This is a genomic window from Allohahella marinimesophila (assembly GCF_039538005.1).
Taxonomy (GTDB): Bacteria; Pseudomonadota; Gammaproteobacteria; order Pseudomonadales; family Oleiphilaceae; genus Allohahella; species Allohahella marinimesophila.
The window spans coordinates 1-23545 of the sequence record NZ_BAABBO010000011.1 but is presented as its reverse complement, the minus strand read 5'-3'; the positions used below and the strand labels follow the sequence as shown (position 1 = coordinate 23545).

The following is a 23545-nucleotide window of genomic DNA, read 5'->3' as shown; positions in this document are numbered from 1 at the left end:
GATGGAGCCGATAGTGACCAGAGGCCCATTGCATACCGGCCAGCCAAAAGCCGGGCACTTCGAGGTATTCTGCTTGCCATAGGCTGGGTTTCTGTGGCGTTGGGCGTGCTCGGGATCGTGCTGCCCCTGTTGCCGACCACACCCTTTCTGCTACTGGCAGCTGCCTGCTTTTTGCGCAGCTCACCTGAATTCCACGGCTGGCTTGTGGGGCATCCGCATCTTGGCAAATATATCGAGTATTATCTTGGAGGGCGCGGGATGCCTTTTCGCGCAAAGGTTTATACGCTCGCGATGCTCTGGAGCACCATGGCCCTGTCAGCCTGGCTGGTGAGCAACCGCTGGGTATCGCTGACACTATTGATCACGGGACTGGCGGTCTCCGTCCACATGGCACGGTTACCGACTAGACAGTCTTCGGAGGAATCATGAGAGCAAGGGCTCAGGCTGAATGCCGGGCCCTTGTAAGGAAGTCGTTCAGCGCGTTCCGTACACCACCATGGTCTTGCCTTTCACTTGCACAAGGCCTTGATCTTCCAGCGCCTTGAGCACTCGACCAACCATCTCACGTGAGCAACCGACGATGCGGCCGATTTCCTGGCGGGTGATCTTGATCTGCATGCCGTCGGGATGTGTCATGGCATCGGGCTCGCGGCAAAGATCAAGCAGCGTTCGGGCCACTCGGCCGGTCACATCGAGGAAGGCGAGATCGCCAACCTTGCGGGTGGTCTGACGCAGTCGCGTCGCCATTTGCTCGCCGATGAAATAAAGAATCTTGGGATCTTCCTGGGCAATTTCCCGGAATTTGCTGTAACTGATCTCAGCCACTTCGCATTCGGTCTTGGCCTTGACCCAGGCACTGCGCGAACCGACCGCTTCCGGGTCGAACACGCCCATCTCGCCAAAGAAATCTCCGGCGTTCAGGTAGGCCATGATCATCTCCCGGCCGTCATCATCCTCGATAATAACTGTCGTGGAGCCCTTGATGATGTAGAACAGCGAATCGCTCTTGTCCCCCGCGTAAATGATGGTGCTCTTGCTGGGGTAACGTCTTCGGTGACACTGGGAGAGGAAATAATCAAGATGCTTGGTTTGCTCGGTTGGCTTTACTACCGTCACCATTCCTGATTCCTCTGTTCACTCGTGAATTGCATAGGCTTGGGTTCATTAGAAAGATGCATTATGACCACTATGTTAAATTAAGCAGAAATCCTGTGATTAGGCAAGCCGGCATGTGATAGGCTTTGCCCCCTTATAATTGGCAGCGCTGCTGCCGACGAGCTGCCGACGAACCGATGGTCACGCGATGAAAGCAACGATAGCATGGAAGGGCGACGCCCTTTTCGAAGCAAAGACAGACAGCGGCCACACCCTGACTATCGACGGCCCGCCAGATCAGGGCGGCAAGAATCAGGGACCGCGCCCGATGGAGACCATGCTGGTCGGCCTCGGCGCCTGTACCTCGTTCGATGTCATGATGATCCTGCGGCGCTCGCGCCAGGTGGTGTCGGATTGTGTCGCCACGGTCAAGGCCAAACGGGCTGATGAGATACCGGCTGTTTTCACCGATATCCACATCCATTTCGAGATCAAGGGCACCGATGTCAGCCCAAAGCAGGTTGAACGAGCCATAAAGATGTCGGCTGACAAATACTGCTCGGCCTCTATAATGCTCGAACGCGGTGGCGTGAAAATCACCCACGATTACACGATAGCTGAATCCTGAACTACGCGGACCAGTCAATGAATGATAAGTTAAAACTGCACGGCTTCAATAATCTGACCAAGTCACTCAGCTTCAATATCTATGATATGAGCTATGCGGTGACAGAGGAACAGAAAGATGCCTACATCGCCTATATCGACGAGCAGTACAACGCCGAGCGTCTGACTCAGATTCTCACCGATGTTGTCGAGATCATAGGCGCGCACATTCTGAACGTGTCACGCCAGGATTACGATCCCCACGGCGCCAGCGTCACCATGCTCATCGCCGAGCATGAAGTGCCACCACCCCCGGGATCTGACGAGGCTTCGCCAGGCCCGTTGCCCGAGACCGTGGTGGCGCACCTCGACAAGAGCCACGTGACGGTCCATACCTACCCGGAGAGTCATCCGGACGGTGGTATCAGCACCTTCCGCGCTGATATAGACGTGTCGACCTGCGGTCTGATTTCACCGTTGAAGGCCTTGAACTACCTGATTCACAGTTTCGATTCCGATGTGGTGACGATCGATTACCGGGTACGTGGTTTCACGCGCGAGCTGGACGGTACCAAGATCTATATCGACCACGACATCAATTCGATTCAGGAGTTCCTGACACAGGATACCCAGAACCTGTATCAGATGATCGACGTGAACGTGTACCAGGAAAACCTGTTCCACACGAAAATGATGCTGAAAGATTTCGATCTGGACAACTATCTGTTCGGTTCTGGTGCCGACGAGATGGAAGAAGATCAGGCAGACGGCGTGAGACGTCGTCTGCAGCGCGAAATGCGGGAAATTTTCTACTCGAGAAACCTTTCTCCGGATCAGGAATAGATTCAGCGCCCTTCAAGGGGCGCTGGCAGATCTGGCCGCAGGGTCAGATCTCGCCACCAGACTGCCTGAGTAGCATCTGCATATCTTCATTATTCTTCTTCACTGCCACCATTAATGCGGTATCGCCATCGGCGTCCCGCGCATTCACGCTTGCGCCAGCCGAAAGCATGACCTGCGCCATGAGCAATGAGCCCTGCTCGACGACGATCATCAATAATGGCTTGTCCTGATATTCGGTGTTTACGCGGGCGCCAGCCCTGATCAGCGCTTTGGAAGTCGAGAGATGTCCGTTGGTGATGGCCAGTGCCAGGGGCGTGGCGCCGTCTGAGCTTCTGGCATCGAGATCAGCCCCCGAGGCAGCGAGCGCCTGCACAGCCCGACTGTCGCCCCGGCGTGCGGCAATGTGCAGCGGCGTTTCCTGGTTCTCGGGGCTGATCACATTCGGATCGGCGCCTTCTGCCAACTGATTTACCAGGCGCTGGGTATCACCCTTGCTTACGGCAGACAACACGGCGGTAGCATCGGTTTTCGGCGGGGTCGCGCAGCCCTGCAGCACAAGCGGCGCGGCAAGGAGCAGCACGAGCGCTGTAGCATTTCTCTTGAGCATGAGTCTTCCTTTTCGAACCCGCTATTCCTTGCAGACCGAGTCGGATGACTTCACTCGATGCGGCTCTGCTTCAACGCGGTGTTCTGGTAGTATTGTTTGTTATTGGTGAGCCCTTGAGCCCTATAGCTTCCTGATCAGCAGTTTGCGCGATAACTGCAGCACAAGTACAGGCAAGCGGCGGCTCACTTGCCAGGAATTCGACACGGAACACGCTTTGCCCGATTTGAACAAGCCAACAAGGACCGAGACTGTTGCTGACACCATGCAACTGACGGCAGAGCAGCGTGCCATCATTCAGGCACCAGTCACTCACGTGGCCATTACGGCAGTCGCGGGTAGCGGCAAGACGACGACGCTGGCACACCGTATTCTTCACCTGCTCGACAACGAGCTGAGCGCCCAGCGCATTCTGGTACTGATGTTCAACCGCGCGGCCAAGCTTGAATTCGAGAAGAAGCTGCGCAAGCTCGCCATGGGGTCTGACAAGCCGGGTCAGCCATTGCCCGAAATACGCACCTATCACGCTATGGGCCTGCGCCTTTACAAACGCTTTATCGAAGAAGGCTATCTCGAGCCATTCAATCCAAAGATTCTCAGCGAAGGCGAAATCCAGTTTCAGCTCTGGCGCCTGATTCGCGAAGTGGCCCCTGAGGATTTGCGAAGCACGCTGAATCGCGACAAGAAGGAGCATATCGAGAAGGCCGAAGCCATTCTGGACATCAGCAAGGCGCAACTGACCGATTTCGAGCTCACCTTCGAGCAGCTGGACATACAGCCAAAGTTCAGTTTTCTCAAGGATGTTGCCCAGTTGTTCGAAGACTGGCGCCAGCGTGAGAGCCGCATCAGTTTTGCGGACATGCTGTATGAACCGGTCAAATGTCTGCAAGCCCATGAACCACTGCGACGGCTGGTGCGCGACAAGATGGATGTGGTGCTGGTCGATGAGTATCAGGACACCAACGAAGTGCAGCATCAGCTGCTGAAATACATCGCAGGCTCGCGAGCCAGGGTCACTATCGTCGGCGATCCAGACCAGACCATCTATGAGTTCAGAGGCGCCAGTACCGATTTCATCCTCAAACGCTTCCAGGAAGACTTCGAAGATCCAGCGCCGTTTCAACTCACCTGGTCTTTTCGCTACGGCCACCGCGCCGCGCTCGCGGCCAATCATCTGATCGGCCATAACAAGCAGCGTCGGGACATTCTCTGTCGCGCCCACCAATCGACGCCCAGCACGACTGTGGAGGTGCTGAACAGCCCGGACGAAGCCCATGCCATCGCCAGGCTACTCCAACAGCTGGCACCGGCCTCAGCTGCTGCAGGCGCCACTACACCAGTCGCGATTCTGTGCCGGCTCTGGTCGCAGGCCGTTCCCATCGAGCTGGCGCTGCTGGCCAATCGCATGCCTTACCGCATCGACGAGAACAAGGGGGCCCTGAACAATCGGGAAGTACGGCAGGTGCTGAATCTGCTGCGGGCGACGGCCGCAAACTGGTCTGCACTGCCCTTCGAGACCCGTAGCGAGATCATGCTGGAAGTCCTGCGCTTTCCCCACGTCGCCGTGCGGGACGACATTCTGAGAGGGCTGACCAGGTCACTCGCTCGAATCGACCCAGCGGCGCCTGCCCAGCTCGAACAGATTGGCCTGACCAAGCTGACCTGCAAGGCCCAATACGGCATCAGTAGCTGGCAATTATCACGGATCGAAGGCACCCTCGCAGCCCTGCGCGCGGCCACCTTGTCGTCAGGCTCGGCCGCGACCGTGCTCAGCCAATATATTACCCAGACGGATCTGCTCTCGCAGCTGGGCGCTTCAGCATTGACGACAGAGGCGGCAGACGAAAAGGTGAACAACGTGCTTGGGCTTTACTACTACATCAAGGTGCTGAATTTGCCGGTCATGGACACGCTTCAGCATTTTGACGAACTGCGGACCGAAGCCGGGCTGGGGAATGGCCAACGTAGCGGCAGCGACCACAGACCAGCGATCGTGGAGCTGACGACCATTCACAAGACCAAGGGCCTGGAATGGCCAACGGTCGTGGTGGCAGGCTTCAAGGATAGCGTGCTGCCCTATCGCCGCAGCGGGCAGGGCGCAGAGGCGGCCGGCAAGCCGACGGACATGGAAGCTGAACGTCGCCTGGTCTACGTGGGCATCACAAGGGCGAAAGACTCGCTATATCTTTCGGCTCCTGCGCCCGATTCCGGTACTGGCGCCATCAGCCCATTCATCGCCGAGATGGATCTGGAAGCCTCTTTGGCAGCCGCCGATGTGCTCGAATCGGCAGCTGGAGAGCCTGCGCCAAAAATCACCACCGCCGTAGTCGAGCGCTACTTCGGGCTGCTGAACAGCGAAGCCGTCGAAACAGGCTCTAGCGACGCTTCGGCGTCCAGGCCCAGACCATCTTTGCTATCAAGGGTGATTTCCCCTCTGCATCGGTGATCACCACATTGATAACAGCCTCGCCCTTGTCTTCCGTCTTCATCGCCTGAATCTGAGCCGCAGTGAGTCTGGCCTCGGCACGCATGTCGCCCTTGGCCCGCTTGACGTAATCGATATTCATGCTCTTGATGACGGGCACCTTGTCGTCCGGCACATTCATGCCCACTACGAAACCGGTGGCCGACTCGGCAATGAGGGCGCAGGCCACCGCATGCACACTACCGATGTGATTCTGTACACGCTTGCGATTCTTCAGTGTCACGATGCAATGCTCGGTAGTGAGCTTTTCGACCACCGTGCCACTGGTACCCGCATATTTCACCAGCCTGTTGAAGAACAGCGTCAGCGCGCGTGAACGGGCGAAGCCCGGTAATCCGTTGATTCGACCGACAATAGAGGCGAGTTTGTTCATGCTGATGCAGGCATCCTTCCAAGTTGTGAGTGAGGGCGGTATTCTTGGCGCAGTTCTGCAAAATTGCAAACATTCGGCGCCACGCGCTGCGCGCCTCTGGCCTGCCCTTTACGTCCCAAGGAGATACCATGAGCGATCTGGAAAAGGAATTTAACGAGACCGTCGATTACGTCAAGAATGCCGAAGGCGACTTCAAGCCCTCGAACGAACTGAAGCTCGAGCTGTATGGCCTGTACAAGCAGGCTACCGAGGGCGATGTCACCGGCAGCCGTCCCGGCATGATGGACTTCATCAACCGCGCGAAGTACGACGCCTGGGCGGATCTGAAGGGCATCAGCAAGGAATCAGCCATGCAGCGCTACATCGATTCGATCGAAAACCTGAAAAACCGCTAGCACGCAGTCGATCAGCGCAGCCCCAGTGCCTGCGCTGATCAGTGGCGACCACCGCGTGGCGACCACCGCGTGTGATCAGCGCGGTGTCGAGATCAGATAATCGTAGTTGTAGGTTCTGCCGGTCACATCGACTGGGGCCGGGCGCAATCGAAACTCGCTCGGCACGTTGAAACGACCAAGATCTTCCCGGGTATCGTATTTTCTCAGCTGCTCTCTGGCCTGTTCGTCCGAGAGCGGAGACACGGCGGCCTGAGGATCTTCCGAGCGATTCAGGTCAGGCGCATCCAGCGCGCCATCTATCCCCATTTGAGACATGGCCTGCAGATCCATCGGCTCGAAGGGAATCGTTTCCACGGTAGAGCGGTCGGTTCGCTGTGGATCGAGCAGATCGCTGTTGCGCTCTGCCGAAGGCACGTTCTGCGGTGTGTTCGTATCGAGCGGCTTGCCCTCAAGAATCACGAACTCGTCCTTTTTGATTATCTCGGGTCCAGGTACGTCGGCCTGAATGACCACGGCCTCGATCTCTCTGGTTTCGGGATCGACCAGCAGTGGCTGAGTCACCACGTCCTTTTCGCTTTCTTCGCTGCGGGCCTGGGTATCAGCTGCATCCTGCTGCACCAACTCCTCGACGACCTCGACTTCGGTGTATTCGACGCGCTCCTCCGTCCCGCCTTGGGAAGACGTGACAGGATCGACGATTTCAATAAGCTCATCTTCTTCGGCGAAGCTGAGCAAGCTGGTAGCAAGCAGGAGGCTGGTCAAAGCCGCCATTCCTATTCGTAAGCGTGTGTCCATGATGTAGTCTTCCCGGCTTTTCTAGTTATAGTTTCTGTGCACCGTACATTATCCATACTATACGACTACGATATTGTGCTCTCTTATACAATCCAGCAACGGTAACTCTCATGAAAGCCAAGCTCATCACCCGCCAGGGCTGGGAAAAACTCAGTGCAGAGCTGCAGCAGCTCTGGAAAGTGGAACGTCCTGAGGTTACCCGCGCGGTCAGTGAAGCAGCTGCACTTGGTGACCGCAGCGAGAATGCAGAGTACATCTATGGCAAGAAACGCCTGCGGGAAATCGACCGGCGCGTGGGCTATCTGAGCCGGCAGCTCGAAGACCTCAAAATCGTTGACTATTCCCCCGAGCAGGAGGGCCGGGTGTTTTTTGGGGCCACAGTAGAAGTGGAGAATGAAGAGGGCAAGGTAGTGAGCTATCGAATCGTTGGCGGAGACGAAATCGAGGCAGGCAGTCGAAATATTTCCATCGACTCGCCGATGGCCCGGGCTCTGGTCGGTAAACAGGTCGACGATGAAGTCGTCGTCAAGACGCCCTCTGGGGCGCTGGTATGGACTGTAAACGCCATCGCTTACGAGCACTGAATTCCGGACGAAAAAAAACCCCGGTAATCACCGAGGTTCAAATTGGGTCTGGTCAGGGGGACCTGTACGAGACCCTACACAGGAGCTACTCATGAAAAAGACAATTCAATTGCCCTCTCATGGCTACCACTATAGGGCTTCGCTGGTGGCCATGAGGTGGCCGCCGCGTTAAGTATCTGTAATTGGCCCCATGTTTTAGGTTGCTCGCTCTAGGGCCAGGGCTTAGCATCCTGAAGCCAGCGCCACCGTATGGCAAAGATAACAGTGATTGCGGCCGCTATGGGCGTGATCGAATGCGCAGGAGCAGCAGGATGAATACACAGATTATGATGGACAAGGCACTCTCCGGACTCGACCTCATCGGAGGGCGGTTGGAAAAGCTGGGAATTACGGATGACTTCAACCGGCACACTGTTCTGGCCTACATCATGGCTGAACAGAAGCATCTCGAAGGTGAGCTCGACAGTCTACGGGCCCGCCTGGACCAGAAAAAGGCTGGCGTGCAGAGAGCCCGAAGTTTCATTACCAATGCAGCCAGGCATCCGTTAAAAACCACCTCGGATACCGTCAAGGGCTTCCTCGGCCGCAAAGGCTGAGTCGACTGCCGCCCTTATTTGAGGGCCTGGGGTCGTGGCGCAGAATCGCCCTGGTAGGGCAAGGCCGGCGGTGAGACTGTTACGCCATCGCAGGCCGGGAGTGTGATGATCACTTTCAGCCCTGTCGAATCTGCTGAAGTTTCTGACAGTTCGATCCGACCCTTGTGCATTCTTGCCACCGCTCTGACCATACTCAGGCCAAGGCCGTTGCCGGGTAGGCCACGGGTCTTGTCGACGCGGTAGAAGCGCTCGAATACATGTTCCCGCTCTTCGGGTGCAATGCCCGGACCAGTATCCCAGACCGTCAACGTGACTTCCCTACCTCCGTCGAGCTGAATGCCAACCCGACTGTTTTCAGGACTGTATTTGATCGCGTTATCGAGCAGATTGGCTACGGCCTGGAATAGCAGATTCTGGTCTCCGCTGACGCAGGCACTCTCAGCCAGTTCCACTTCGACGGTCTGATTCTTGTCCTGGGCAAGCGCATCGTAGAGCTCGATGGCGTCGTTGACCAGCCCAACCATATCCACTTTGGTAAAGTGAGCCTGGTAGCCACCGGATTCGATTCTGGCTATTCGCAGCAGGGAATTGAAGGTGATCAGCAAACGGTCAGTTTCGCCCAGCGCCTCTTCGACAATCTGTTGCGAGCCGCTATCGAGCCTGTTGGTAGACAGCACTTCAAGCCGGCTTCTCAAACGTGTCAGCGGGGTTCTCAGGTCGTGGGCGATATTGTCCGAGACATGCTTGACACCTGCCATGAGTTCTTCGATCTGCTCGAGCATGCGGTTGAGGTGCACCGCAAGCTCGTCGAAGTCATCGCCCGTTCCACGTACTGGCACCCGCAATGAAAGATCGCCTTGCATGATCTTGCGACTGGTCTGGTTGATGGTTTCGATTCTGGTTCGGGTACCCCGCGCCAGCAGCACCCCTCCAATAAAGGCGAGGGCGATGGTAATGCCGATGCCGTAGAGCAGCGACTGCTCTATCAAGGCCCTGACCCTGAACAGGTCATAAACATCTCTGCCAACCAGCAGCATGTAGCCACCCTGCAGCTGGAACAGCTTGGCGCGGGCCAGGTGAGGCTGCTCAAAACGATCGGCCGGACGATTCAGATAGAAGCTGATCCAGCCATTTCTATCTTCGAGCACTGCTGGCCACTCATTCAGGTTGCCAGCCAGCGGTTTCTTTTCGCTGTTGACGATAAGATACAGCGACTCGCCAGTGGGTCGGCTCAGCACACGCTCATTGAGCACGCTGACCATACCGCGCAAACCCTGTCGGCGATATTGCTCGGCAAGCCCCTGAATCTCGGCCTGTATCGTCTCTTCGACCTGATCGGTCATGAAGCCGACGGTAGCCCAGTAAATAAAGCCGAGCAGCACGAATACCGAGGCTGCAAACAGCAGCATGTACACGAAAGCCAGCCGGAAACTGGACGAACTGAGTATTCGGCTGAACCTCACTGGCAGTCAGACCTCCGGATCACTCACCTTCCCTGAGAATATAGCCAGAGCCCCGAACGGTATGCAGCAGCTGCACGCTGAAATCCTTGTCGATCTTTGAACGCAGGCGACTGATATGCACATCGATGACATTGGTCTGCGGATCGAAATGATAATCCCACACCTTCTCCAGCAACATGGTTCGGGTCAGCACCTGATCCGGGTTCCGCATGAAGTACTCAAGCAGACGGAACTCGCGCGGCTGCAGATCGATCTTCTGACCGGAGCGTTTTACAGTCCGGGCGAGCAGATCCATTTCCAGGTCCGCGACCTTCAGCGACGTCACGATGTCAGATTGGTTCTGCGTGCGGCGGAGCAGAGACTCCACCCTGGCCAGCAACTCACTGAATGAAAATGGCTTGACGAGATAGTCGTCGCCGCCGGCTTTCAAGCCCTGCACCCTGTCATCGACTTCACCCAGCGCACTGAGGAACAACACAGGCGTGGTCTTTTCTTCGGCCCTGAGCCGCTTCACGACGTTTACGCCGTCCAGGCCCGGCAACATACGGTCCACGATCAGGAGGTCGTACTGCTCCTCCAGGGCCATGTGCAGGCCGTCCTTTCCATTGTCCGCCAGATCCACGGTATAGCCACTCTCTTTCAAGCCCTTGTTGAGATAGTTGGCTACATCTGCATCGTCTTCAATTACTAACACCCGCATCGCGTTTGCTCCATTATGCTGTTGCGCAATTTATGCCTTACCTGTCTACTTCATACCACGATTTGCCTTGATCAGTTCATAGGCGGTCGAAATCTCCTTCGCTTTCTCAGTGTGCAGGGCACGCATCGATTCTGGAATACCACGAGCCGCCAGCTTGTCCGGATGATGCTCGCTCATGAGCTTGCGATAGGCTTTCTTGATCGTGGCATCGCTGTCATTCTGGCTGACGCCGAGGGCCCAATAGGCCTGCTCAAGGCGCTCGGCTTCCGAAACATGTGGTGGTTGCTGTCCGCCACCTTGATAGCCGCCTTGCTGACCTCCGCCTCTGGTCTGACCATGGAAGCCCGACTGGGCCGCCATCATCCGCAGGAGCATTTGTAGCTGGGCCCTGGAGACGCCGAGACGGGTGCCGACCTGCATGAGGAATTCGTTTTCGGCTTCGTCGAGGTGACCGTCTGCAGCTGCCATGACGGCCAGCGTCTGAATGAGGAAAGCCACCAGATCCTTGCGCTTGTCGACCACCTCGGAGAACTCGTTCAGCGCCGCATCAAGATCAAAATCAGGACTCTTGCCGGCATTGAAGGCAGTCATGGCTTCGGCGGTGCGCTGCTCATCCAGGTTCATGCGCTGCATGAGTGCCCGTGCCGCCTGAAGCTCCATTTCACTCACGCGCCCATCGGCCTTCGCCATGGCGCCGAGCATCTGGAAACTGAGCCGGAAGAAGCTGGCTTCAATCTTGGCCCGATACACCGGATCGGATAGGCGGGGGTCAGCAGCTATGCCTGCGAGGCCTTTGTCGAACAGATGGCCAATCAACAAGCCGAGAATGAGACCCGGAATGCCCAGTATGAGATAGCCCAGCAGGCCAGCGATCAGTTTTCCAAACAAATTCATCAATCCTCGTTGATATGATGCGCCCTGAGGGAACGCAAATGGAGATAAAGGGCACTGTGATCAAGTTGCAGGTGCTCATCGCTCATCTGTGCATAGAGCGAGGCGACGAGCTCCGAAATCGGGAGCTCCAGGTCGAGTGCGTCAGCTAGCTGGCACACGCTGCGCATGTCTTTCAGCTGAACCGATGAACGTCCTCCAGGCTCGAAATCGTCATCGATGATGCGCTGGCCGTGCAGTTCAAGAATTCGGCTGGCGGCAAAGCCACCCAACAGGGCCTCCCGCAAAGCGACAGCATCCACACCGGCTTTCTTCGCCAGCAGCATTGCTTCCGACACCGCACCAATCGTGATACCGACAATGGCCTGGTTGGCGAGCTTCGCGATCTGGCCACAACCAGCTTCACCCATATAGCGCGGCGTTCCGAAGTTCTTGAGGAAGGTGACCGCTGTCTCAAAATCGTCGGATTGCCCACCCGCCATGATGGACAGCGTTCCAGCCGCTGCGCCAGGCGTACCTCCGGACACAGGGGCATCGAGATAGCGCCTGCCCGCGGCAGCGACCAGTGCTGCATGCTGTTTTGCCATCTCGGGCCTAATCGAACTCATATCGATGATAAGAGCATCTTCGGCGGTTTGCGCGAGATCCAGCGACCGCAGCACCTGATCAACTGCCGGCCCGTCGGTCAGCATGAACACGACCACCTCCGCACTGGACACTGCTGCCTGAGCGCTATCTCTCAGTATGCCATCTTCCTCGAACTGCCGGGCCTTGCTTCGGGTGCGATTCCAGACCTGCAAATCATACCCGGAGGTCAGAAGACGACTCACCATAGGTTGGCCCATCAGACCCAGCCCAAGGAAGGCTACCGTTCGGATTCGACAGTGTTGTCCTGTGCTCATCCCGGGATCCTCCGCTGTAAAAAAAAACCGCCTCTCGGCGGTTATATACGTGTACTGGTGTCCGGTCAGGCCGCTGCAAGTTCAGCTCTGATCTTCTTCATCGCATTTTTCTCAAGCTGCCGAATTCGCTCCGCTGACACGCCATACTCATCGGCGAGATCATGCAGTGTCGATTTCTCGTCACTCAGCCAGCGCTTCTGCAGGATGTCCTTGCTACGATCATCGAGCCTGGTCAGGGCTGTATGCAGCCTGGAAGTAGAATCTTCCTCCCAGTTCTCGGACTCGAGCAGGCGCGCAGGGTCTCGGGAGCTGTCTTCAAGGTAGCTCGCGGGCGCCAGATAGGCTGCATCGTCATCGTCATCGGAGAAGGCATCAAAAGCAGTGTCCTGACCGGACATTCTACTTTCCATCTCCATCACGACCTTTTCGTTCACACCAAGGTCTTCTGCCACGGCCTTTACCTCGTCCTGGCTCAGCCAGGCGAGCTTTTTCTTCGACGAGCGAAGGTTGAAAAACAGTTTCCGCTGCGCCTTGGTGGTCGCCACTTTGACAATGCGCCAGTTCTTCAGAATATATTCATGCATCTCGGCCTTTACCCAATGCACGGCGAAGGACACCAGACGCACACCATAATGTGGGTCGAAACGCTTCACAGCCTTCATCAGGCCGATATTCCCTTCCTGGACGAGATCAGCCAGCGGTAATCCATAGCCGCTGTAGGACCGTGCTATGTGTACAACGAATCTCAGGTGCGCCAGTACCAGCTGTCGGGCAGCGTCGAGCTCCCCTTCCTCATGGTACCGGAGCGCAAGGTCCCGCTCTTCTTCAGCGCTAAGGACCGCTACACTATTAACAGCCTGAACATAGCTTTCCAGGTTGCCGACCGGGGTCAACAAATCTACTGGTTGTAGTGCTTTGCTCATGTGATCAGCTCCAATGCTGTAACAATTTCTTAAACCTATTGTATCATCATTAATGATAGGTAAAAGTTATAATTCTGCAATCTTGCTTCGGCAGAATTATCTGCCGAGTCGAGCCTCGATTCAAGTAGGGTGCCGGCCAGCGAGGGGTGCGCTGTGTCATCCACTGTACTCGATACGCTTGATCTGTACGCTCGCGGCGACGAAAGCGGATCCAACGCAGAGAACCAGACTCAGCAGGATGAAGCCGAGGAAAGCGTCAATATCAGGCATGTACAGCTCGAAGTCCAGCTCATAGCTTCTCAGCAAGGGTGTCATGGCGGATTCCAGCATGCCCGCGCCTATCACAGCAATGATGGCCGCGATGACCATACCGACCAGGCTATAAAAAAAGCCCAGGTACAGAAATGGCCTGCGAACGAAGGCGTGCGTGCCGCCGATCATTTGTGTCACCAGTATCATTTCCCGCTTGGCTTCAACATTCAACCTGACGGTATTGATGATAATGACGCAGACGATGATGCCGAAAAAAGTGACCAGCATGGCGAAAAACGAGGTCAGGAAGTCCTGAATAAGGCGCAGACGTTCCAGCCACTCGCTGTCGGACTGCACAACGTCGACACCGGGCAGCCCATTCAGCGCATCGACGAGTGCCGAGGCTCGAGGGCTGCCCGGAATATTGCTGGCCCCCTCTGGCGCTTCGATACCAAGTGGCGTGACGACCACAGAGGCTGGCAAAGGATTGTTCCCGAGCTGGGAGAGCGTCTGCGACCAGCCAGGATCATCCTTGAACTGTTCGAGCGCCTCGGTCTTGTCGATAAAGTCTGTTGAGCGGACGTCAGGCCGCTTGCTGATCACCTGAGCCAGATCTGATGCCTGCTGGGTAGTGAGTGCAGGATCGAAATACACATTGATGACGCCACTGGCCTGCAGCGGCGCCACAACGCGATCGATGTTGTAGGACAGAAAGATGAGAATGAGTGGCAGCGAGAGTGCCAGCCCCACTACCAGCGAAGTCAGCGCAGCAGCGAATGGTCTTCCGATAAGAAAGCTCAGCGCGTCTGAGGCACAGCGTCGATGATGGCGAAGATAGCTCTGGGCAGGCGACAGCTGGAGCCCTTCGCGGGCTCCGCCTTCGGCACGAGGCTGTTTAGGTGTGGCCACCTTACCTGATGCAGGCGACTGCGTCTGGGAACGAACGGGCTTCGTGGACGATCTCGCGGCGGGCTTGGCAGGCACCCGGGCCGCACCCCTCATGCCGGACTTCCTGATGGGCTTCTGCTCTGGCGGCTGGCCGGACTTCGAGGCATGACGCTTCATGAGGCCACCCCATGCGCGGTGCCACTGATGGCGCCATGTTCCAGCCTGATGATTCTATGGCCCAGCGCCTCCAGCAGATCAAGATCATGACTGGCAATCAGCACCGTCACACCCACCTGATTGAAGGCCTCGAAGAGATTGAGAATTTCAGCAGACAGCGTTGGATCCAGATTGCCGGTCGGTTCATCCGCCAGCAGGATCGGCGGTCGATTGACGATCGCTCGTGCGATACTCACTCTCTGGGCCTCACCACCGGATAGCGATTCTGGCATGGCCCGCTCCTTACGCAGCAAGCCCACCTTGTCTAGCGCTGCATGAACCCGCCGCTGCAGCTCGCGGCTATCGACGTTGGCAATGATCAGTGGCATCGCCACATTGTCGAACACACTGCGCTCGGGAATGAGGTGTGCGTTCTGGAACACGAAACCGAGGTGGCGTCGGTAATAAGGCACCTGTCGAGCCAGCATGGTCGACAGCGCCTGCCCGCCCACGTAGACCTCGCCTGAGCTCGGCTGTTCAAGCCGGAGCAGGAGCTTGAGCAGCGTGCTCTTGCCTGCGCCTGAGTGCCCGGTCAGAAACGCAAACTCACCACGCTGCAGGCGCAGGTCTACACGGTCCAGCGCGACCTGCTTCTGCCCATAATGTTTGCTGACGTTACGGAACTCGATCATGTGCCTCTCGCCTGCAAGCCCTGCGGTACTCAGTGGTCTGTGCCCAGCATGGCATCGACATAGTCTTCGGCCGAGAATGCCCGCAGATCACCGACAGCCTCGCCGACACCGATGAACCTGATCGGCAGACCGAACTGCCTTGCGACGGCGAACAGAATGCCCCCCTTCGCAGTCCCGTCCAGCTTGGTCACGGCAATACCAGTGACAGACACAGCTTCCTTGAAGAGCTTGGCCTGACTGAGGGCATTCTGACCGGTCGTGGCATCCACCACGAGCAGCACTTCGTGCGGCGCCGTGGTATCGTGTTTCTGAATGACGCGAACGACCTTCTTCAGCTCGTTCATCAGCTCATCCTTATTCTGCAGCCGGCCAGCCGTATCGGCAATTGCGATATCGAAACCCTTTGCCGTCGCGGACTGCATGGCATCGAACAGCACCGATGCACTGTCGGCACCCTGATGCTGGGCGACTACCGGCACATCGGCTCGCTCACCCCAGACCTGCAACTGCTCGACCGCCGCGGCTCTGAAGGTATCACCTGCAGCCAGCAACACTTTCTTGTTTTCTGCCTTGTAACGACTGGCCAGCTTGCCGATCGTCGTGGTCTTGCCAACGCCATTGACGCCAACCACAAGCATCATGAAGGGCTTGTGGGCGCTGGTATCAAGGGGAACGGCGCAGGGCTCGAGTATACTGATGAGCTCCTGTCTCAGCGCAGCTTTGACTGCTGCTGTGTCTTTCAGCTGCTTCTTTTCAAGCTTCTCGCTGATGGAGGCGATGATATCCTGGGTGGCAGACATACCCACGTCTGCAGTGATCAAAAGAGTTTCGAGCTCTTCCAGCAGATCCTCATCAAGTGCCTGAGCGCCTGAGAACAGCTGAGAGAGGTTCTTGCCAAACCCGGCCCTGGTCTTGCTCAGACCGGCACGCATTCTTTCAAGCCAGCCCTTCTCTGTCTCGACGGGTACCTTCTCGGGCGCTTCGCCTGGGGGCGCTGGCTTGACTGGCTCTACAGGTTTGGGCGCTTCAGGGGCCGGTCTGAGCGAGGGCTCTGATGGGCGAGCCACCGGTCCGCTTTCTGTTGGCACATCCGGCTTAGCTTTCGGTGGCGGGACCTTTTCTGCCTTGCCAGGCTCGATGGCACGAGCCTGTTTGCTGTCGAAATCCCTGAGCTCGAACTGCTTTGGCTTGGGCCTTTGGCTGCGCCGCTGCAGCATGTCCCCGATCCAGAGGAGCAGGCACAGCAGCGTGCCGAAAATCACCAGGTAATTGAGAGCTTGATCCATGGAAGTCCTTTAATTTGAGGCTTGGCCAGGCTTGCGCGAATATGCTTTGTTATGATCCGGCCGGTGAAATGCAATGCAGCATTCTAGGCACCTTGGTGTCAAAATTACAGCCGTATCGAAGGGAGTGGGCATTTGGCTGGTAAAGTACAACGCGGCAAGAGCCGCAGTGAAAGGCAGGGCGGCCGTAGCGAGGTCTCTGAGGTGCGCCTGATTGCTGGTCGTTTCAGGGGCCGCAAGCTGCAGTTTGAAGCTGCGGAGGGACTACGACCGACGCTGGACCGCATTCGGGAAACCGTGTTCAACTGGCTCGGCAGCTACTATGGACTCGGTGGAGAGGAAGGACTCAGTGGGCTTCACTGTGTCGACCTGTTCGCCGGAACCGGCGCACTCGGGGCCGAGGCCTTGTCTCGCGGAGCAGCCTTTGTTGTTTTCGCAGATACCAATACCCGGGTCTGTCGGCAGATCAGCGCGTCGCTGGAGCACCTGAGTGGCAGTGAACCCCTTTCGAAGGTAAATTTCGAGGTTCGCTGCGGGGCTGCCCTGTCAGTGATGACGGCGCTGGAAGCTCAGGACGCGAATCGGCGATTCGATCTGGTCTTCCTCGACCCGCCCTTTGGGAAGGGTCTGCTCCAACCCTGTCTCGAGACTCTCTGCGGAAGTCAGCTGCTGAAATCTACTGCGCTGATCTACTTTGAGGCGGAAAAGGTGGTCAATGTGGCGGCCATGCTGCCGACCGGCTGGGACCTTTATCGCCACAAGCTCGCCGGTCAACTTCAGTACGGACTGATCAGATGCCAGAACTCCCCGAAGTAGAAACCACCCGGCGAGGGCTGGAACCACATGTCACTGGACGCAGGGTCCACCGGGTCGAGATTCGCGACTCCCGTCTGCGCTGGCCGATCCCGGACACGCTGGCGGTAACGGTAACCGGCTCGCTCATTACCGGCATACGTCGACGCGCAAAGTATCTCATCATCGATCTCCAGCGTCCGGGTGGCGGCTACGCGGGGCTGATCGTTCACCTCGGAATGAGTGGTTCACTGAGAATCTGTCCTGCCAGTACGCCGGTGAAGAAGCATGATCATGTCGATATCGTGCTCGAAGACCGTGCTCATCCGCAGGGCGAGGCCATGATCATGCGGTATAACGACCCTCGCCGATTCGGCAGCTGGCACCTGCTGGGGCCGACGAATACCGCCGAAGAAGAAGCCTCTCACTGGCTGCTGAAAGCCCTGGGACCGGAACCTCTGTCGGACGCCTTCGACGGTGCCTATCTATATCGCCGATCAAAAGGCGTTCGCACGGCCGTAAAGAGCTTTCTCATGAATCAGGATATTGTGGTCGGGGTTGGTAATATTTATGCCAACGAGGCCCTGTTTCAGGCCGGTATTCTACCGACCCGCAAGGCCGGACTCATTTCAGCTGTCCGCTATGATCGCCTGGCCGAGGCCATCAAATTTCGTCTGCAGCAATCCATCGAACAAGGCGGCACCACCCTGCGCGATTTCGTGGGTGGCGATGGCAAGCCCGGTTATTTCCAGCAATCACTCCAGGTCTATGGTCGTGGCGGGCTCGCCTGTCCGGGCTGTGCGGCCATTCTGCATGATATCCGTCTGAATCAGCGCACTACCGTATATTGTAAACACTGCCAGCGTTGACACCGGACACCGCGTCCACTTTGTAACCAATTGCAGTGATTCGCTTCAATTGGTTGCCCCATCTGGCACTCCAGCAGAGCCCTGCTACCTTGAACAGGTACATACCTATGTCGTGGGAGAGGTCATCATGTTCGGGAAAGTGAGTAAAGTAGTGGGAGGCGCATTGTTCGCCGCCAGTTTGATCGTGCCATCTGCCAGCTTTGCCGATGTCATTGAAGAGAAACCAAGTGCCCTGGCCATGACCGGCGATGCCGTGTTTGCACGTCCAGTCCTGTTTGGCATGACTGTCGTTGGCACAGCCGTATTCATAGCCTCGCTGCCATTTTCCGCCCTTGGTGGTAATGTCAGGGAAGCTGCCGACACACTGGTTGTCGGCCCAGCCACAACCACTTTCGTCCGTTGCCTGGGCTGCACCCAGACCGGACGCAAGGACGATGTGGTCGTAGCCGGTACCAACTGACCAGCTTCTGACAGCACCGGAACTTTGAAGTATCAGATGTCTCTCAGATCCCGCTGACAGAGTCCTGGCCGAGGAGCTCGCGCCAGACCGCATGGTCGCATGAAAATGCATGGAAATGCGGATTCAGAATCGAGTCTCCGGTGTTATACCGCAGGGGCACGTGACTGGTATCGACCATGATGCCACCCGCGCCCCGCAATACGGCGTCCGCGGCTGCGGTGTCCCACTCTGAGGTGGGCGCCAGCCGGGGATACCAGTCGGCTTCACCAGCCGCCAGCAAACAGATTTTCAAAGAACTGCCAACGTTCGTCGTCCTCACCTCGGAAAACAGTTCACCAGCCTTCTCCATAATCGGTGCGAGCGCATCCGTACCATGCCGCCTGCTGGCCACCACATCGATTCCCTGTGCGCCGGGCCTGTCCGGTAATCGCGTATGAATTACCGTCTTCTGGCCGTCGCGCTCTCGAAAGGCTGCTGCCGAGTCCTGCATACGCCACCCTGAATACAATGTCGCCTGCACGGGCGCGTACACCCAGCCTGCCACTGGCTCATGATTGTGGATGAGCGCGATATTGATGGTGTATTCGCCGTTTCCGCTCACAAACTCCCTGGTGCCATCGAGCGGATCAATCAGCCAGTAAGTCGTCCACGACTGCCTTTCTTCGAAGGATTGCAGCGCAGCTTCTTCAGAGAGTACTGGCAGGTGCTCTACAAGTGCCGCTGTGGCCGCCATAAGGGCACTGCGTCCTTCGTCGCCCTCACCATGGGAAGGTTGCCGAAGATCGGCTGCCAGCCTGTTCAAGCCCTCCATGATGATCTGGTGAGCACGATGGTCGGCGATCGTCACTGGTGAGGCATCGGCCTTGGTCGTGACTTCAAGTTCTCCGGGCGCGTTGAAGACCTCCAGTGTTGCTGCACCGGCACGTTTGATAAGATGTTCAATACGCGGCGCCAGAATGGCGATGTGATCCGTAGTAAGCATGACGTTCCCTGTTATAAGTCTGATGGAGTAACGATGAAGGAAACGACGGGCGCTGACAAGCGGCCAGATTGGTCAGAGATCGAGACCGTGCTGCTGGACATGGACGGCACCCTGCTCGATCTCAACTACGACAACCATTTCTGGATGGAGCACCTGCCCCTGCGCTATGCGCAGATTCACCAGCAGGAGCCTACCGAGGCCCGACGCCACGTGACTGCTCTGATTCAGGCTCAGCGAGGGACGCTGAACTGGTACTGCCTCGACTACTGGAGCGAGACGCTCGATGTCGATATCACCGCGTTGAAGCGCGAAATTGGCCATCTCATACAGTATCGTCCCGGCACGGAACGTCTGCTGCAGTTTCTACAGTCGCTGCCAGCATCGGCTTATATCGTGACCAACGCCCACCGCGCGGGGCTCGAAATAAAGCTGGAAGCCGTTGGTCTCGGTCAGTATTTCAGTAGCGACAGAATCATTTCGTCGCACGATTACGGGGAGCCCAAGGAGGCTGACCGCTTCTGGACACATCTGCAGCAGGCTCTGAACTTCCAGCCATCGCACACCATGTTTATCGATGACAACGTACAGGTGCTCGAAGCCGCCGCCGCTCACGGCATTCGTCACCTCTACGGCATCGCGCAGCCTGACAGCCGTGGACAGGTCTCTGACGAGGCCTACCGCCGTATCAGCAAAGTAGTCGAAGGAAGTAATACAGACAGTGTGCTGGTACCCATGCTCACCGACCTTGGCGAACTGATACCAGAATCCTCAACGACAAGCACACCCACCCTGACTTCGGACGACGTCGCCGCAGGAGAACATCGCCACTGAAGGACACAGCCACTTGAAACAGCAGCGAGAAGAAGACAGCGCTTCAGCCCCCGAAGCCGTTCGCCTGGACAAGTACCTCTGGGCCGCACGTTTTTACAAGACCCGCAGTCTTGCGCGGGCAGCGATCGAAGGCGGCAAGGTCTTCTACAACGATCAACGCTGCAAGCCCGGCAAGACCGTAGCCGTCGGCGCTGAAATTCGCTTCCGTGCCGGTTTCTCGCAGCGAACCGTCATCGTGACTGCCGTCAGTGGCCGGCGCGGCTCTGCCCCTGATGCGGCGCTGCTGTATGAAGAGACTCCAGAAAGCCTTGTCGCGCGCGAACAGGAAGCTGAAGTCAGACGCCAGATGAAAATGGCCGCCATGCCGCCGGCGCGACGCCCGACCAAGCGTGATCGCCGCCAGATCCACCGCTTCAGAAACGTTAACGACGAGAACCAGCTATGAACGCTGATTACCTGCATAAATTCATGTTTCCCGAGCTCGATATTCGCGGGCATCTTGTTTTGCTGGACCAATCCCTGGCCGACGCCACCGCCTTTGCCGAGTATCCCGCCAGCGTCTATGAGCTGTTGGCTCAGAGCCTCTGCACCACGGTGCTCCTCAGCGCCACATTGAAGATCGAAGGCTCCACAAGCCTGCAGGCGCGCAGTACAGGGCCAGTCAGCATGCTCATGGCTGAAGCGAATCACCGCCATGAAATTCGCGGAATCGCCCACTTCAGCGAGACGCCCGCCAGCTCCAGCATCGACCAGGCCTTTGCAGACAAGGCCACGCTTGCCATTACGCTCAGCCCCGAAAGAGGTCAGCGGTATCAGGGTATCGTCGCGCTGTCGCACCCCACGCTGGCCGCTTGCGTGGAGGATTATTTCGAGCGCTCGGAACAGTTGCCGACACATCTCTGGCTATTCCAGCACAAGGCCGCCGACTCGGGGCAGACTGCAGGAAGGATGAGAACGGGTGGGCTGCTTATCCAGTGCCTGCCCACTGACGACAGGGCACGGCAGGCGTTGGAGTGGGAGCGCATAGGTCACCTGGCCAACACCTTGAAGGTCGAAGAAGTCTTCGACCTTCCCGTGGTGGACATTCTTTACAGGCTGTTTCACGAGGATGACATCCAGCTCTTGTCGTCGGACAAGGTGAAATTTTCCTGTAGTTGCAGTGAACAGCGCTTTTTAGACGCACTTCAGTCGCTGCCGCTTGATGAGAGAGAAAGCCTTCGAAAAGAGCAGGAAGTCATTGATCTCACCTGCCAGTTCTGTGGCAAGGCCTACCATCTGCCCTCGAGCTGCCTCGAACCCGCCAGCTGAAGAGGCGGGAACTGAGGCTCCCGTATCGTCTTTTAGCCTGCTTTTTGGCATAATGCGCGCCAGAATGCAGGTGGCAATATCAGCACCGGATCAGGATATCCTTTCTCGCAACACATGGGATGCTGATTTTGCTGTCTTTTCAGTCTTTTGAGGGTTAACCAGCAGTGAGCACGAACAGTTCAAATGTGACTACCTATACCAACCTGAGCACGGCCGAACTGGTCGAGCAGGCGATCCGTCGCAACGAAGGCCGCCTTGCCGACAATGGTGCACTCGTTGTTGATACTGGTCATCGTACCGGTCGTTCACCCAAAGACCGCTTCATTGTTGAAGAAGCCAGTACCAGCGACTCGATTGACTGGGGCGCGATCAACCGCCCGTTCAAGCAGGACCAGTTTGATGCCCTGTGGGACCGTGTTGAATCCTACCTCTCCGGCAAGGACCAATTTGTCTCCACGCTGCACGTCGGTGCCGACAGTGAGCACTACCTGCCGATCAAGGTCACGACCGAAACGGCCTGGCACAATCTCTTCGGCCGCACCATGTTCATCGTTCCAGAACGTTACAACTCTGCCGACAAGCAGGAGTGGCAGGTGCTGAACGTGCCGAATTTTACCTGCGAGCCTGAGCGTGACGGCACCAATAGCGATGGCGCAGTCATCATCAACTTTGCACGTCGCAAGGTGCTGCTGGCTGGCATGCGCTACGCCGGGGAAATGAAGAAGGCGATGTTTTCTGTTCAGAACTTCCTGTTGCCAGAGAAAGACGTGCTGCCTATGCACTGCAGCGCAAACGTCGGCGACGACGGCGAAACCTGTCTTTTCTTTGGCCTGTCCGGCACCGGCAAGACCACACTCTCTGCTGACCCTGAGCGTTTTCTCATCGGTGACGACGAGCATGGCTGGGGCCGTGGTGTGGTCTTCAACATCGAAGGCGGCTGCTATGCCAAGACCATCGATCTGAGTCAGAAAAATGAGCCCATCATCTGGGATGCCATTCGCTTCGGTGCGATCATCGAGAACGTGGTCATCGATGAGCATACCCGCACTCCTGACTATAACGATGTCAGTCTTACTGAGAATACCCGTTGCGCCTATCCGCTTGAACACGTTGAAAAGCGTGTACTCGAGAACAAGGCTGGCGAGCCTCAGGCCATCGTGTTCCTGACCTGTGACATGACCGGCGTACTCCCGCCCGTGTCGTTATTGTCCAAGGAAGCGGCAGCGTATCACTTCCTCAGTGGCTATACCGCGCTGGTCGGGTCCACTGAAATGGGCTCGAGCTCGAAGCTCAAGTCGACCTTCTCCACCTGTTTTGGTGCACCCTTCTTCCCACGCCCAGCAGGCGTGTACGCTGAGCTGTTGATGAAGCGGATCGAAGAGTTCGGCAGCAAGGTCTATCTGGTCAACACTGGCTGGACTGGCGGCCCACATGGCGTCGGCAGCCGCTTCAGCATTCCTGTGACACGTGCCGTCATTACGGCCATCCAGAATGACACCATCAACGCTGATGAAACGGAGCTCCTTCCGGATCTGAACCTGCGTGTGCCAACGAGCCTCCCGGGCGTCGACAGCCAGCTGCTGAATCCGCGGCAGACCTGGAAAGACCCGGCTGCCTACGACGCCAAAGCGGCTGAACTGATCAAACAGTTCAACGAAAACTTCGAGAAGTTCGACGTATCTGACGCCATCAAGGCGGCAGGCCCCAAAATCGGCTAGTGTGAAATACGGATACGAAAAAGCCGATCTGATGATCTAATGCCGATCAGATAAGCACT

At 57.1% G+C, this 23545-nt stretch carries 27 protein-coding genes; 14 read left to right on the top strand and 13 right to left on the bottom strand.

Features of this window, described 5'->3' with window-relative positions:
* Positions 1 to 105 precede the first annotated feature (105 nt).
* Positions 106 to 429, top strand: coding sequence for a YbaN family protein (locus ABD735_RS12330; protein ID WP_425548609.1), 324 nt, complete (start codon positions 106 to 108; stop codon positions 427 to 429).
* Between the two features lie 45 nt (positions 430 to 474).
* Here ABD735_RS12330 and crp read toward each other — a convergent pair whose 3' ends face one another.
* Positions 475 to 1119, bottom strand: coding sequence for a cAMP-activated global transcriptional regulator CRP (gene crp / locus ABD735_RS12325; protein ID WP_344806825.1), 645 nt, complete (start codon positions 1117 to 1119; stop codon positions 475 to 477).
* A gap of 184 nt (positions 1120 to 1303) precedes the next feature.
* Here crp and ABD735_RS12320 point away from each other — a divergent pair, with 184 nt between their 5' ends.
* Together ABD735_RS12320 and speD are read left to right on the top strand one after the other, a co-directional pair.
* Positions 1304 to 1723: an OsmC family protein gene (locus ABD735_RS12320; RefSeq protein WP_344806823.1), complete on the top strand. Its 420-nt coding sequence runs from the start codon at positions 1304 to 1306 to the stop codon at positions 1721 to 1723.
* A 17-nt stretch (positions 1724 to 1740) separates the two neighbouring features.
* The gene (gene speD / locus ABD735_RS12315; protein WP_344806821.1) at positions 1741 to 2544 is read left to right on the top strand and encodes an adenosylmethionine decarboxylase; all 804 of its coding nucleotides are present in this window, start codon (positions 1741 to 1743) and stop codon (positions 2542 to 2544) included.
* A gap of 43 nt (positions 2545 to 2587) precedes the next feature.
* Here the strand turns inward: speD and ABD735_RS12310 are convergent, their stop codons facing one another.
* Positions 2588 to 3151, bottom strand: coding sequence for an ankyrin repeat domain-containing protein (locus tag ABD735_RS12310; RefSeq protein WP_344806819.1), 564 nt, complete (start codon positions 3149 to 3151; stop codon positions 2588 to 2590).
* Positions 3152 to 3365: 214 nt separating this feature from the next.
* Here ABD735_RS12310 and ABD735_RS12305 point away from each other — a divergent pair, with 214 nt between their 5' ends.
* The gene (locus ABD735_RS12305; RefSeq protein ID WP_344806818.1) at positions 3366 to 5594 is read left to right on the top strand and encodes an ATP-dependent helicase; all 2229 of its coding nucleotides are present in this window, start codon (positions 3366 to 3368) and stop codon (positions 5592 to 5594) included.
* On the opposite strand, the gene ABD735_RS12300 is transcribed toward ABD735_RS12305, so the two are convergent.
* Complete coding sequence (locus tag ABD735_RS12300; protein WP_344806816.1) at positions 5524 to 6006, bottom strand: DUF4442 domain-containing protein; 483 nt, start codon at positions 6004 to 6006, stop codon at positions 5524 to 5526. The two genes, ABD735_RS12305 and ABD735_RS12300, sit on opposite strands and share 71 nt — an antisense overlap.
* A gap of 128 nt (positions 6007 to 6134) precedes the next feature.
* Here ABD735_RS12300 and ABD735_RS12295 point away from each other — a divergent pair, with 128 nt between their 5' ends.
* A complete protein-coding gene (locus ABD735_RS12295) occupies positions 6135 to 6401 on the top strand; it encodes an acyl-CoA-binding protein (RefSeq protein WP_344806814.1) in 267 nt (88 codons plus the stop codon).
* A gap of 75 nt (positions 6402 to 6476) precedes the next feature.
* Here the strand turns inward: ABD735_RS12295 and ABD735_RS12290 are convergent, their stop codons facing one another.
* Positions 6477 to 7196 carry a hypothetical protein gene (locus ABD735_RS12290; protein ID WP_344806812.1) on the bottom strand — a complete coding sequence of 240 codons (720 nt, stop codon included), beginning with the start codon at positions 7194 to 7196 and terminating at the stop codon, positions 6477 to 6479.
* A gap of 110 nt (positions 7197 to 7306) precedes the next feature.
* On the opposite strand from ABD735_RS12290, the gene greB reads away from it, so the two are divergent.
* Positions 7307 to 7780: a transcription elongation factor GreB gene (gene greB / locus ABD735_RS12285; RefSeq protein ID WP_344806810.1), complete on the top strand. Its 474-nt coding sequence runs from the start codon at positions 7307 to 7309 to the stop codon at positions 7778 to 7780.
* Between the two features lie 311 nt (positions 7781 to 8091).
* Entirely contained in the window at positions 8092 to 8376 is a 285-nt protein-coding gene (locus ABD735_RS12280) for a hypothetical protein (RefSeq protein WP_344806808.1), read from the top strand.
* 14 nt (positions 8377 to 8390) lie between these two features.
* Here ABD735_RS12280 and ABD735_RS12275 read toward each other — a convergent pair whose 3' ends face one another.
* The 8 genes from ABD735_RS12275 to ftsY all read right to left on the bottom strand — a co-directional run bounded on the left by ABD735_RS12275 (position 8391) and on the right by ftsY (position 16529).
* Positions 8391 to 9839, bottom strand: a complete 1449-nt coding sequence (locus tag ABD735_RS12275; RefSeq protein WP_344806806.1) for a HAMP domain-containing sensor histidine kinase — start codon at positions 9837 to 9839, stop codon at positions 8391 to 8393.
* A 19-nt stretch (positions 9840 to 9858) separates the two neighbouring features.
* Positions 9859 to 10539 carry a heavy metal response regulator transcription factor gene (locus ABD735_RS12270; protein ID WP_344806804.1) on the bottom strand — a complete coding sequence of 227 codons (681 nt, stop codon included), beginning with the start codon at positions 10537 to 10539 and terminating at the stop codon, positions 9859 to 9861.
* Positions 10540 to 10584: 45 nt separating this feature from the next.
* Positions 10585 to 11433, bottom strand: a complete 849-nt coding sequence (gene djlA / locus ABD735_RS12265; RefSeq protein ID WP_344806802.1) for a co-chaperone DjlA — start codon at positions 11431 to 11433, stop codon at positions 10585 to 10587.
* Complete coding sequence (locus ABD735_RS12260) at positions 11433 to 12332, bottom strand: NAD(P)-dependent oxidoreductase (protein WP_344806800.1); 900 nt, start codon at positions 12330 to 12332, stop codon at positions 11433 to 11435. The genes djlA and ABD735_RS12260 overlap by 1 nt, the downstream gene beginning before the upstream one ends.
* A 65-nt stretch (positions 12333 to 12397) precedes the next feature.
* Positions 12398 to 13255 carry an RNA polymerase sigma factor RpoH gene (rpoH, locus tag ABD735_RS12255; protein ID WP_344806798.1) on the bottom strand — a complete coding sequence of 286 codons (858 nt, stop codon included), beginning with the start codon at positions 13253 to 13255 and terminating at the stop codon, positions 12398 to 12400.
* A 156-nt stretch (positions 13256 to 13411) separates the two neighbouring features.
* Positions 13412 to 14572: a cell division protein FtsX gene (locus ABD735_RS12250; RefSeq protein WP_344806796.1), complete on the bottom strand. Its 1161-nt coding sequence runs from the start codon at positions 14570 to 14572 to the stop codon at positions 13412 to 13414.
* Positions 14569 to 15243 (bottom strand): cell division ATP-binding protein FtsE, encoded by a 675-nt coding sequence (gene ftsE, locus ABD735_RS12245; RefSeq protein ID WP_344806794.1) that lies wholly within the window; start codon positions 15241 to 15243, stop codon positions 14569 to 14571. Before ftsE ends, ABD735_RS12250 begins: the two co-directional genes overlap by 4 nt.
* A 29-nt stretch (positions 15244 to 15272) precedes the next feature.
* Complete coding sequence (gene ftsY, locus ABD735_RS12240) at positions 15273 to 16529, bottom strand: signal recognition particle-docking protein FtsY (RefSeq protein WP_344806792.1); 1257 nt, start codon at positions 16527 to 16529, stop codon at positions 15273 to 15275.
* Positions 16530 to 16661: 132 nt separating this feature from the next.
* On the opposite strand from ftsY, the gene rsmD reads away from it, so the two are divergent.
* The 3 genes from rsmD (at position 16662) to ABD735_RS12225 (ending at position 18647) form a co-directional block, all read left to right on the top strand.
* Complete coding sequence (gene rsmD, locus ABD735_RS12235) at positions 16662 to 17342, top strand: 16S rRNA (guanine(966)-N(2))-methyltransferase RsmD (protein ID WP_344806790.1); 681 nt, start codon at positions 16662 to 16664, stop codon at positions 17340 to 17342.
* Positions 17321 to 18187 (top strand): bifunctional DNA-formamidopyrimidine glycosylase/DNA-(apurinic or apyrimidinic site) lyase, encoded by an 867-nt coding sequence (mutM, locus tag ABD735_RS12230; protein ID WP_344806788.1) that lies wholly within the window; start codon positions 17321 to 17323, stop codon positions 18185 to 18187. The genes rsmD and mutM overlap by 22 nt, the downstream gene beginning before the upstream one ends.
* Before the next feature lie 127 nt (positions 18188 to 18314).
* Positions 18315 to 18647, top strand: a complete 333-nt coding sequence (locus ABD735_RS12225) for a hypothetical protein (protein ID WP_344806786.1) — start codon at positions 18315 to 18317, stop codon at positions 18645 to 18647.
* A gap of 43 nt (positions 18648 to 18690) precedes the next feature.
* On the opposite strand, the gene ABD735_RS12220 is transcribed toward ABD735_RS12225, so the two are convergent.
* Entirely contained in the window at positions 18691 to 19629 is a 939-nt protein-coding gene (locus tag ABD735_RS12220; protein ID WP_344806784.1) for a 3'(2'),5'-bisphosphate nucleotidase CysQ family protein, read from the bottom strand.
* A 33-nt stretch (positions 19630 to 19662) separates the two neighbouring features.
* On the opposite strand from ABD735_RS12220, the gene yrfG reads away from it, so the two are divergent.
* From yrfG to ABD735_RS12200, 4 genes are all read left to right on the top strand, one after another.
* Positions 19663 to 20460, top strand: a complete 798-nt coding sequence (yrfG, locus tag ABD735_RS12215) for a GMP/IMP nucleotidase (RefSeq protein ID WP_344806783.1) — start codon at positions 19663 to 19665, stop codon at positions 20458 to 20460.
* A gap of 13 nt (positions 20461 to 20473) precedes the next feature.
* Positions 20474 to 20905, top strand: coding sequence for an RNA-binding S4 domain-containing protein (locus ABD735_RS12210; protein ID WP_344806781.1), 432 nt, complete (start codon positions 20474 to 20476; stop codon positions 20903 to 20905).
* Positions 20902 to 21768: an Hsp33 family molecular chaperone HslO gene (gene hslO / locus ABD735_RS12205; RefSeq protein ID WP_344806779.1), complete on the top strand. Its 867-nt coding sequence runs from the start codon at positions 20902 to 20904 to the stop codon at positions 21766 to 21768. The genes ABD735_RS12210 and hslO overlap by 4 nt, the downstream gene beginning before the upstream one ends.
* 164 nt (positions 21769 to 21932) lie before the next feature.
* Complete coding sequence (locus tag ABD735_RS12200; RefSeq protein ID WP_344806776.1) at positions 21933 to 23486, top strand: phosphoenolpyruvate carboxykinase; 1554 nt, start codon at positions 21933 to 21935, stop codon at positions 23484 to 23486.
* Positions 23487 to 23545 lie beyond the last annotated feature (59 nt).

What these genes read in the sequence shown, in the direction of transcription:
- crp (WP_344806825.1), bottom strand. Translation starts at nt 1,119, where the DNA reads ATGGTGACGGTAGTAAAGCCAACCGAGCAAACCAAGCATCTTGATTAT.
- ABD735_RS12320 (WP_344806823.1), top strand. Translation starts at nt 1,304, where the DNA reads ATGAAAGCAACGATAGCATGGAAGGGCGACGCCCTTTTCGAAGCAAAG.
- speD (WP_344806821.1), top strand. Translation starts at nt 1,741, where the DNA reads ATGAATGATAAGTTAAAACTGCACGGCTTCAATAATCTGACCAAGTCA.
- ABD735_RS12310 (WP_344806819.1), bottom strand. Translation starts at nt 3,151, where the DNA reads ATGCTCAAGAGAAATGCTACAGCGCTCGTGCTGCTCCTTGCCGCGCCG.
- ABD735_RS12300 (WP_344806816.1), bottom strand. Translation starts at nt 6,006, where the DNA reads ATGAACAAACTCGCCTCTATTGTCGGTCGAATCAACGGATTACCGGGC.
- ABD735_RS12295 (WP_344806814.1), top strand. Translation starts at nt 6,135, where the DNA reads ATGAGCGATCTGGAAAAGGAATTTAACGAGACCGTCGATTACGTCAAG.
- ABD735_RS12290 (WP_344806812.1), bottom strand. Translation starts at nt 7,196, where the DNA reads ATGGACACACGCTTACGAATAGGAATGGCGGCTTTGACCAGCCTCCTG.
- greB (WP_344806810.1), top strand. Translation starts at nt 7,307, where the DNA reads ATGAAAGCCAAGCTCATCACCCGCCAGGGCTGGGAAAAACTCAGTGCA.
- ABD735_RS12280 (WP_344806808.1), top strand. Translation starts at nt 8,092, where the DNA reads ATGAATACACAGATTATGATGGACAAGGCACTCTCCGGACTCGACCTC.
- ABD735_RS12270 (WP_344806804.1), bottom strand. Translation starts at nt 10,539, where the DNA reads ATGCGGGTGTTAGTAATTGAAGACGATGCAGATGTAGCCAACTATCTC.
- djlA (WP_344806802.1), bottom strand. Translation starts at nt 11,433, where the DNA reads ATGAATTTGTTTGGAAAACTGATCGCTGGCCTGCTGGGCTATCTCATA.
- ABD735_RS12260 (WP_344806800.1), bottom strand. Translation starts at nt 12,332, where the DNA reads ATGAGCACAGGACAACACTGTCGAATCCGAACGGTAGCCTTCCTTGGG.
- rpoH (WP_344806798.1), bottom strand. Translation starts at nt 13,255, where the DNA reads ATGAGCAAAGCACTACAACCAGTAGATTTGTTGACCCCGGTCGGCAAC.
- ABD735_RS12250 (WP_344806796.1), bottom strand. Translation starts at nt 14,572, where the DNA reads ATGAAGCGTCATGCCTCGAAGTCCGGCCAGCCGCCAGAGCAGAAGCCC.
- ftsE (WP_344806794.1), bottom strand. Translation starts at nt 15,243, where the DNA reads ATGATCGAGTTCCGTAACGTCAGCAAACATTATGGGCAGAAGCAGGTC.
- ftsY (WP_344806792.1), bottom strand. Translation starts at nt 16,529, where the DNA reads ATGGATCAAGCTCTCAATTACCTGGTGATTTTCGGCACGCTGCTGTGC.
- mutM (WP_344806788.1), top strand. Translation starts at nt 17,321, where the DNA reads ATGCCAGAACTCCCCGAAGTAGAAACCACCCGGCGAGGGCTGGAACCA.
- ABD735_RS12225 (WP_344806786.1), top strand. Translation starts at nt 18,315, where the DNA reads ATGTTCGGGAAAGTGAGTAAAGTAGTGGGAGGCGCATTGTTCGCCGCC.
- ABD735_RS12220 (WP_344806784.1), bottom strand. Translation starts at nt 19,629, where the DNA reads ATGCTTACTACGGATCACATCGCCATTCTGGCGCCGCGTATTGAACAT.
- yrfG (WP_344806783.1), top strand. Translation starts at nt 19,663, where the DNA reads ATGAAGGAAACGACGGGCGCTGACAAGCGGCCAGATTGGTCAGAGATC.
- hslO (WP_344806779.1), top strand. Translation starts at nt 20,902, where the DNA reads ATGAACGCTGATTACCTGCATAAATTCATGTTTCCCGAGCTCGATATT.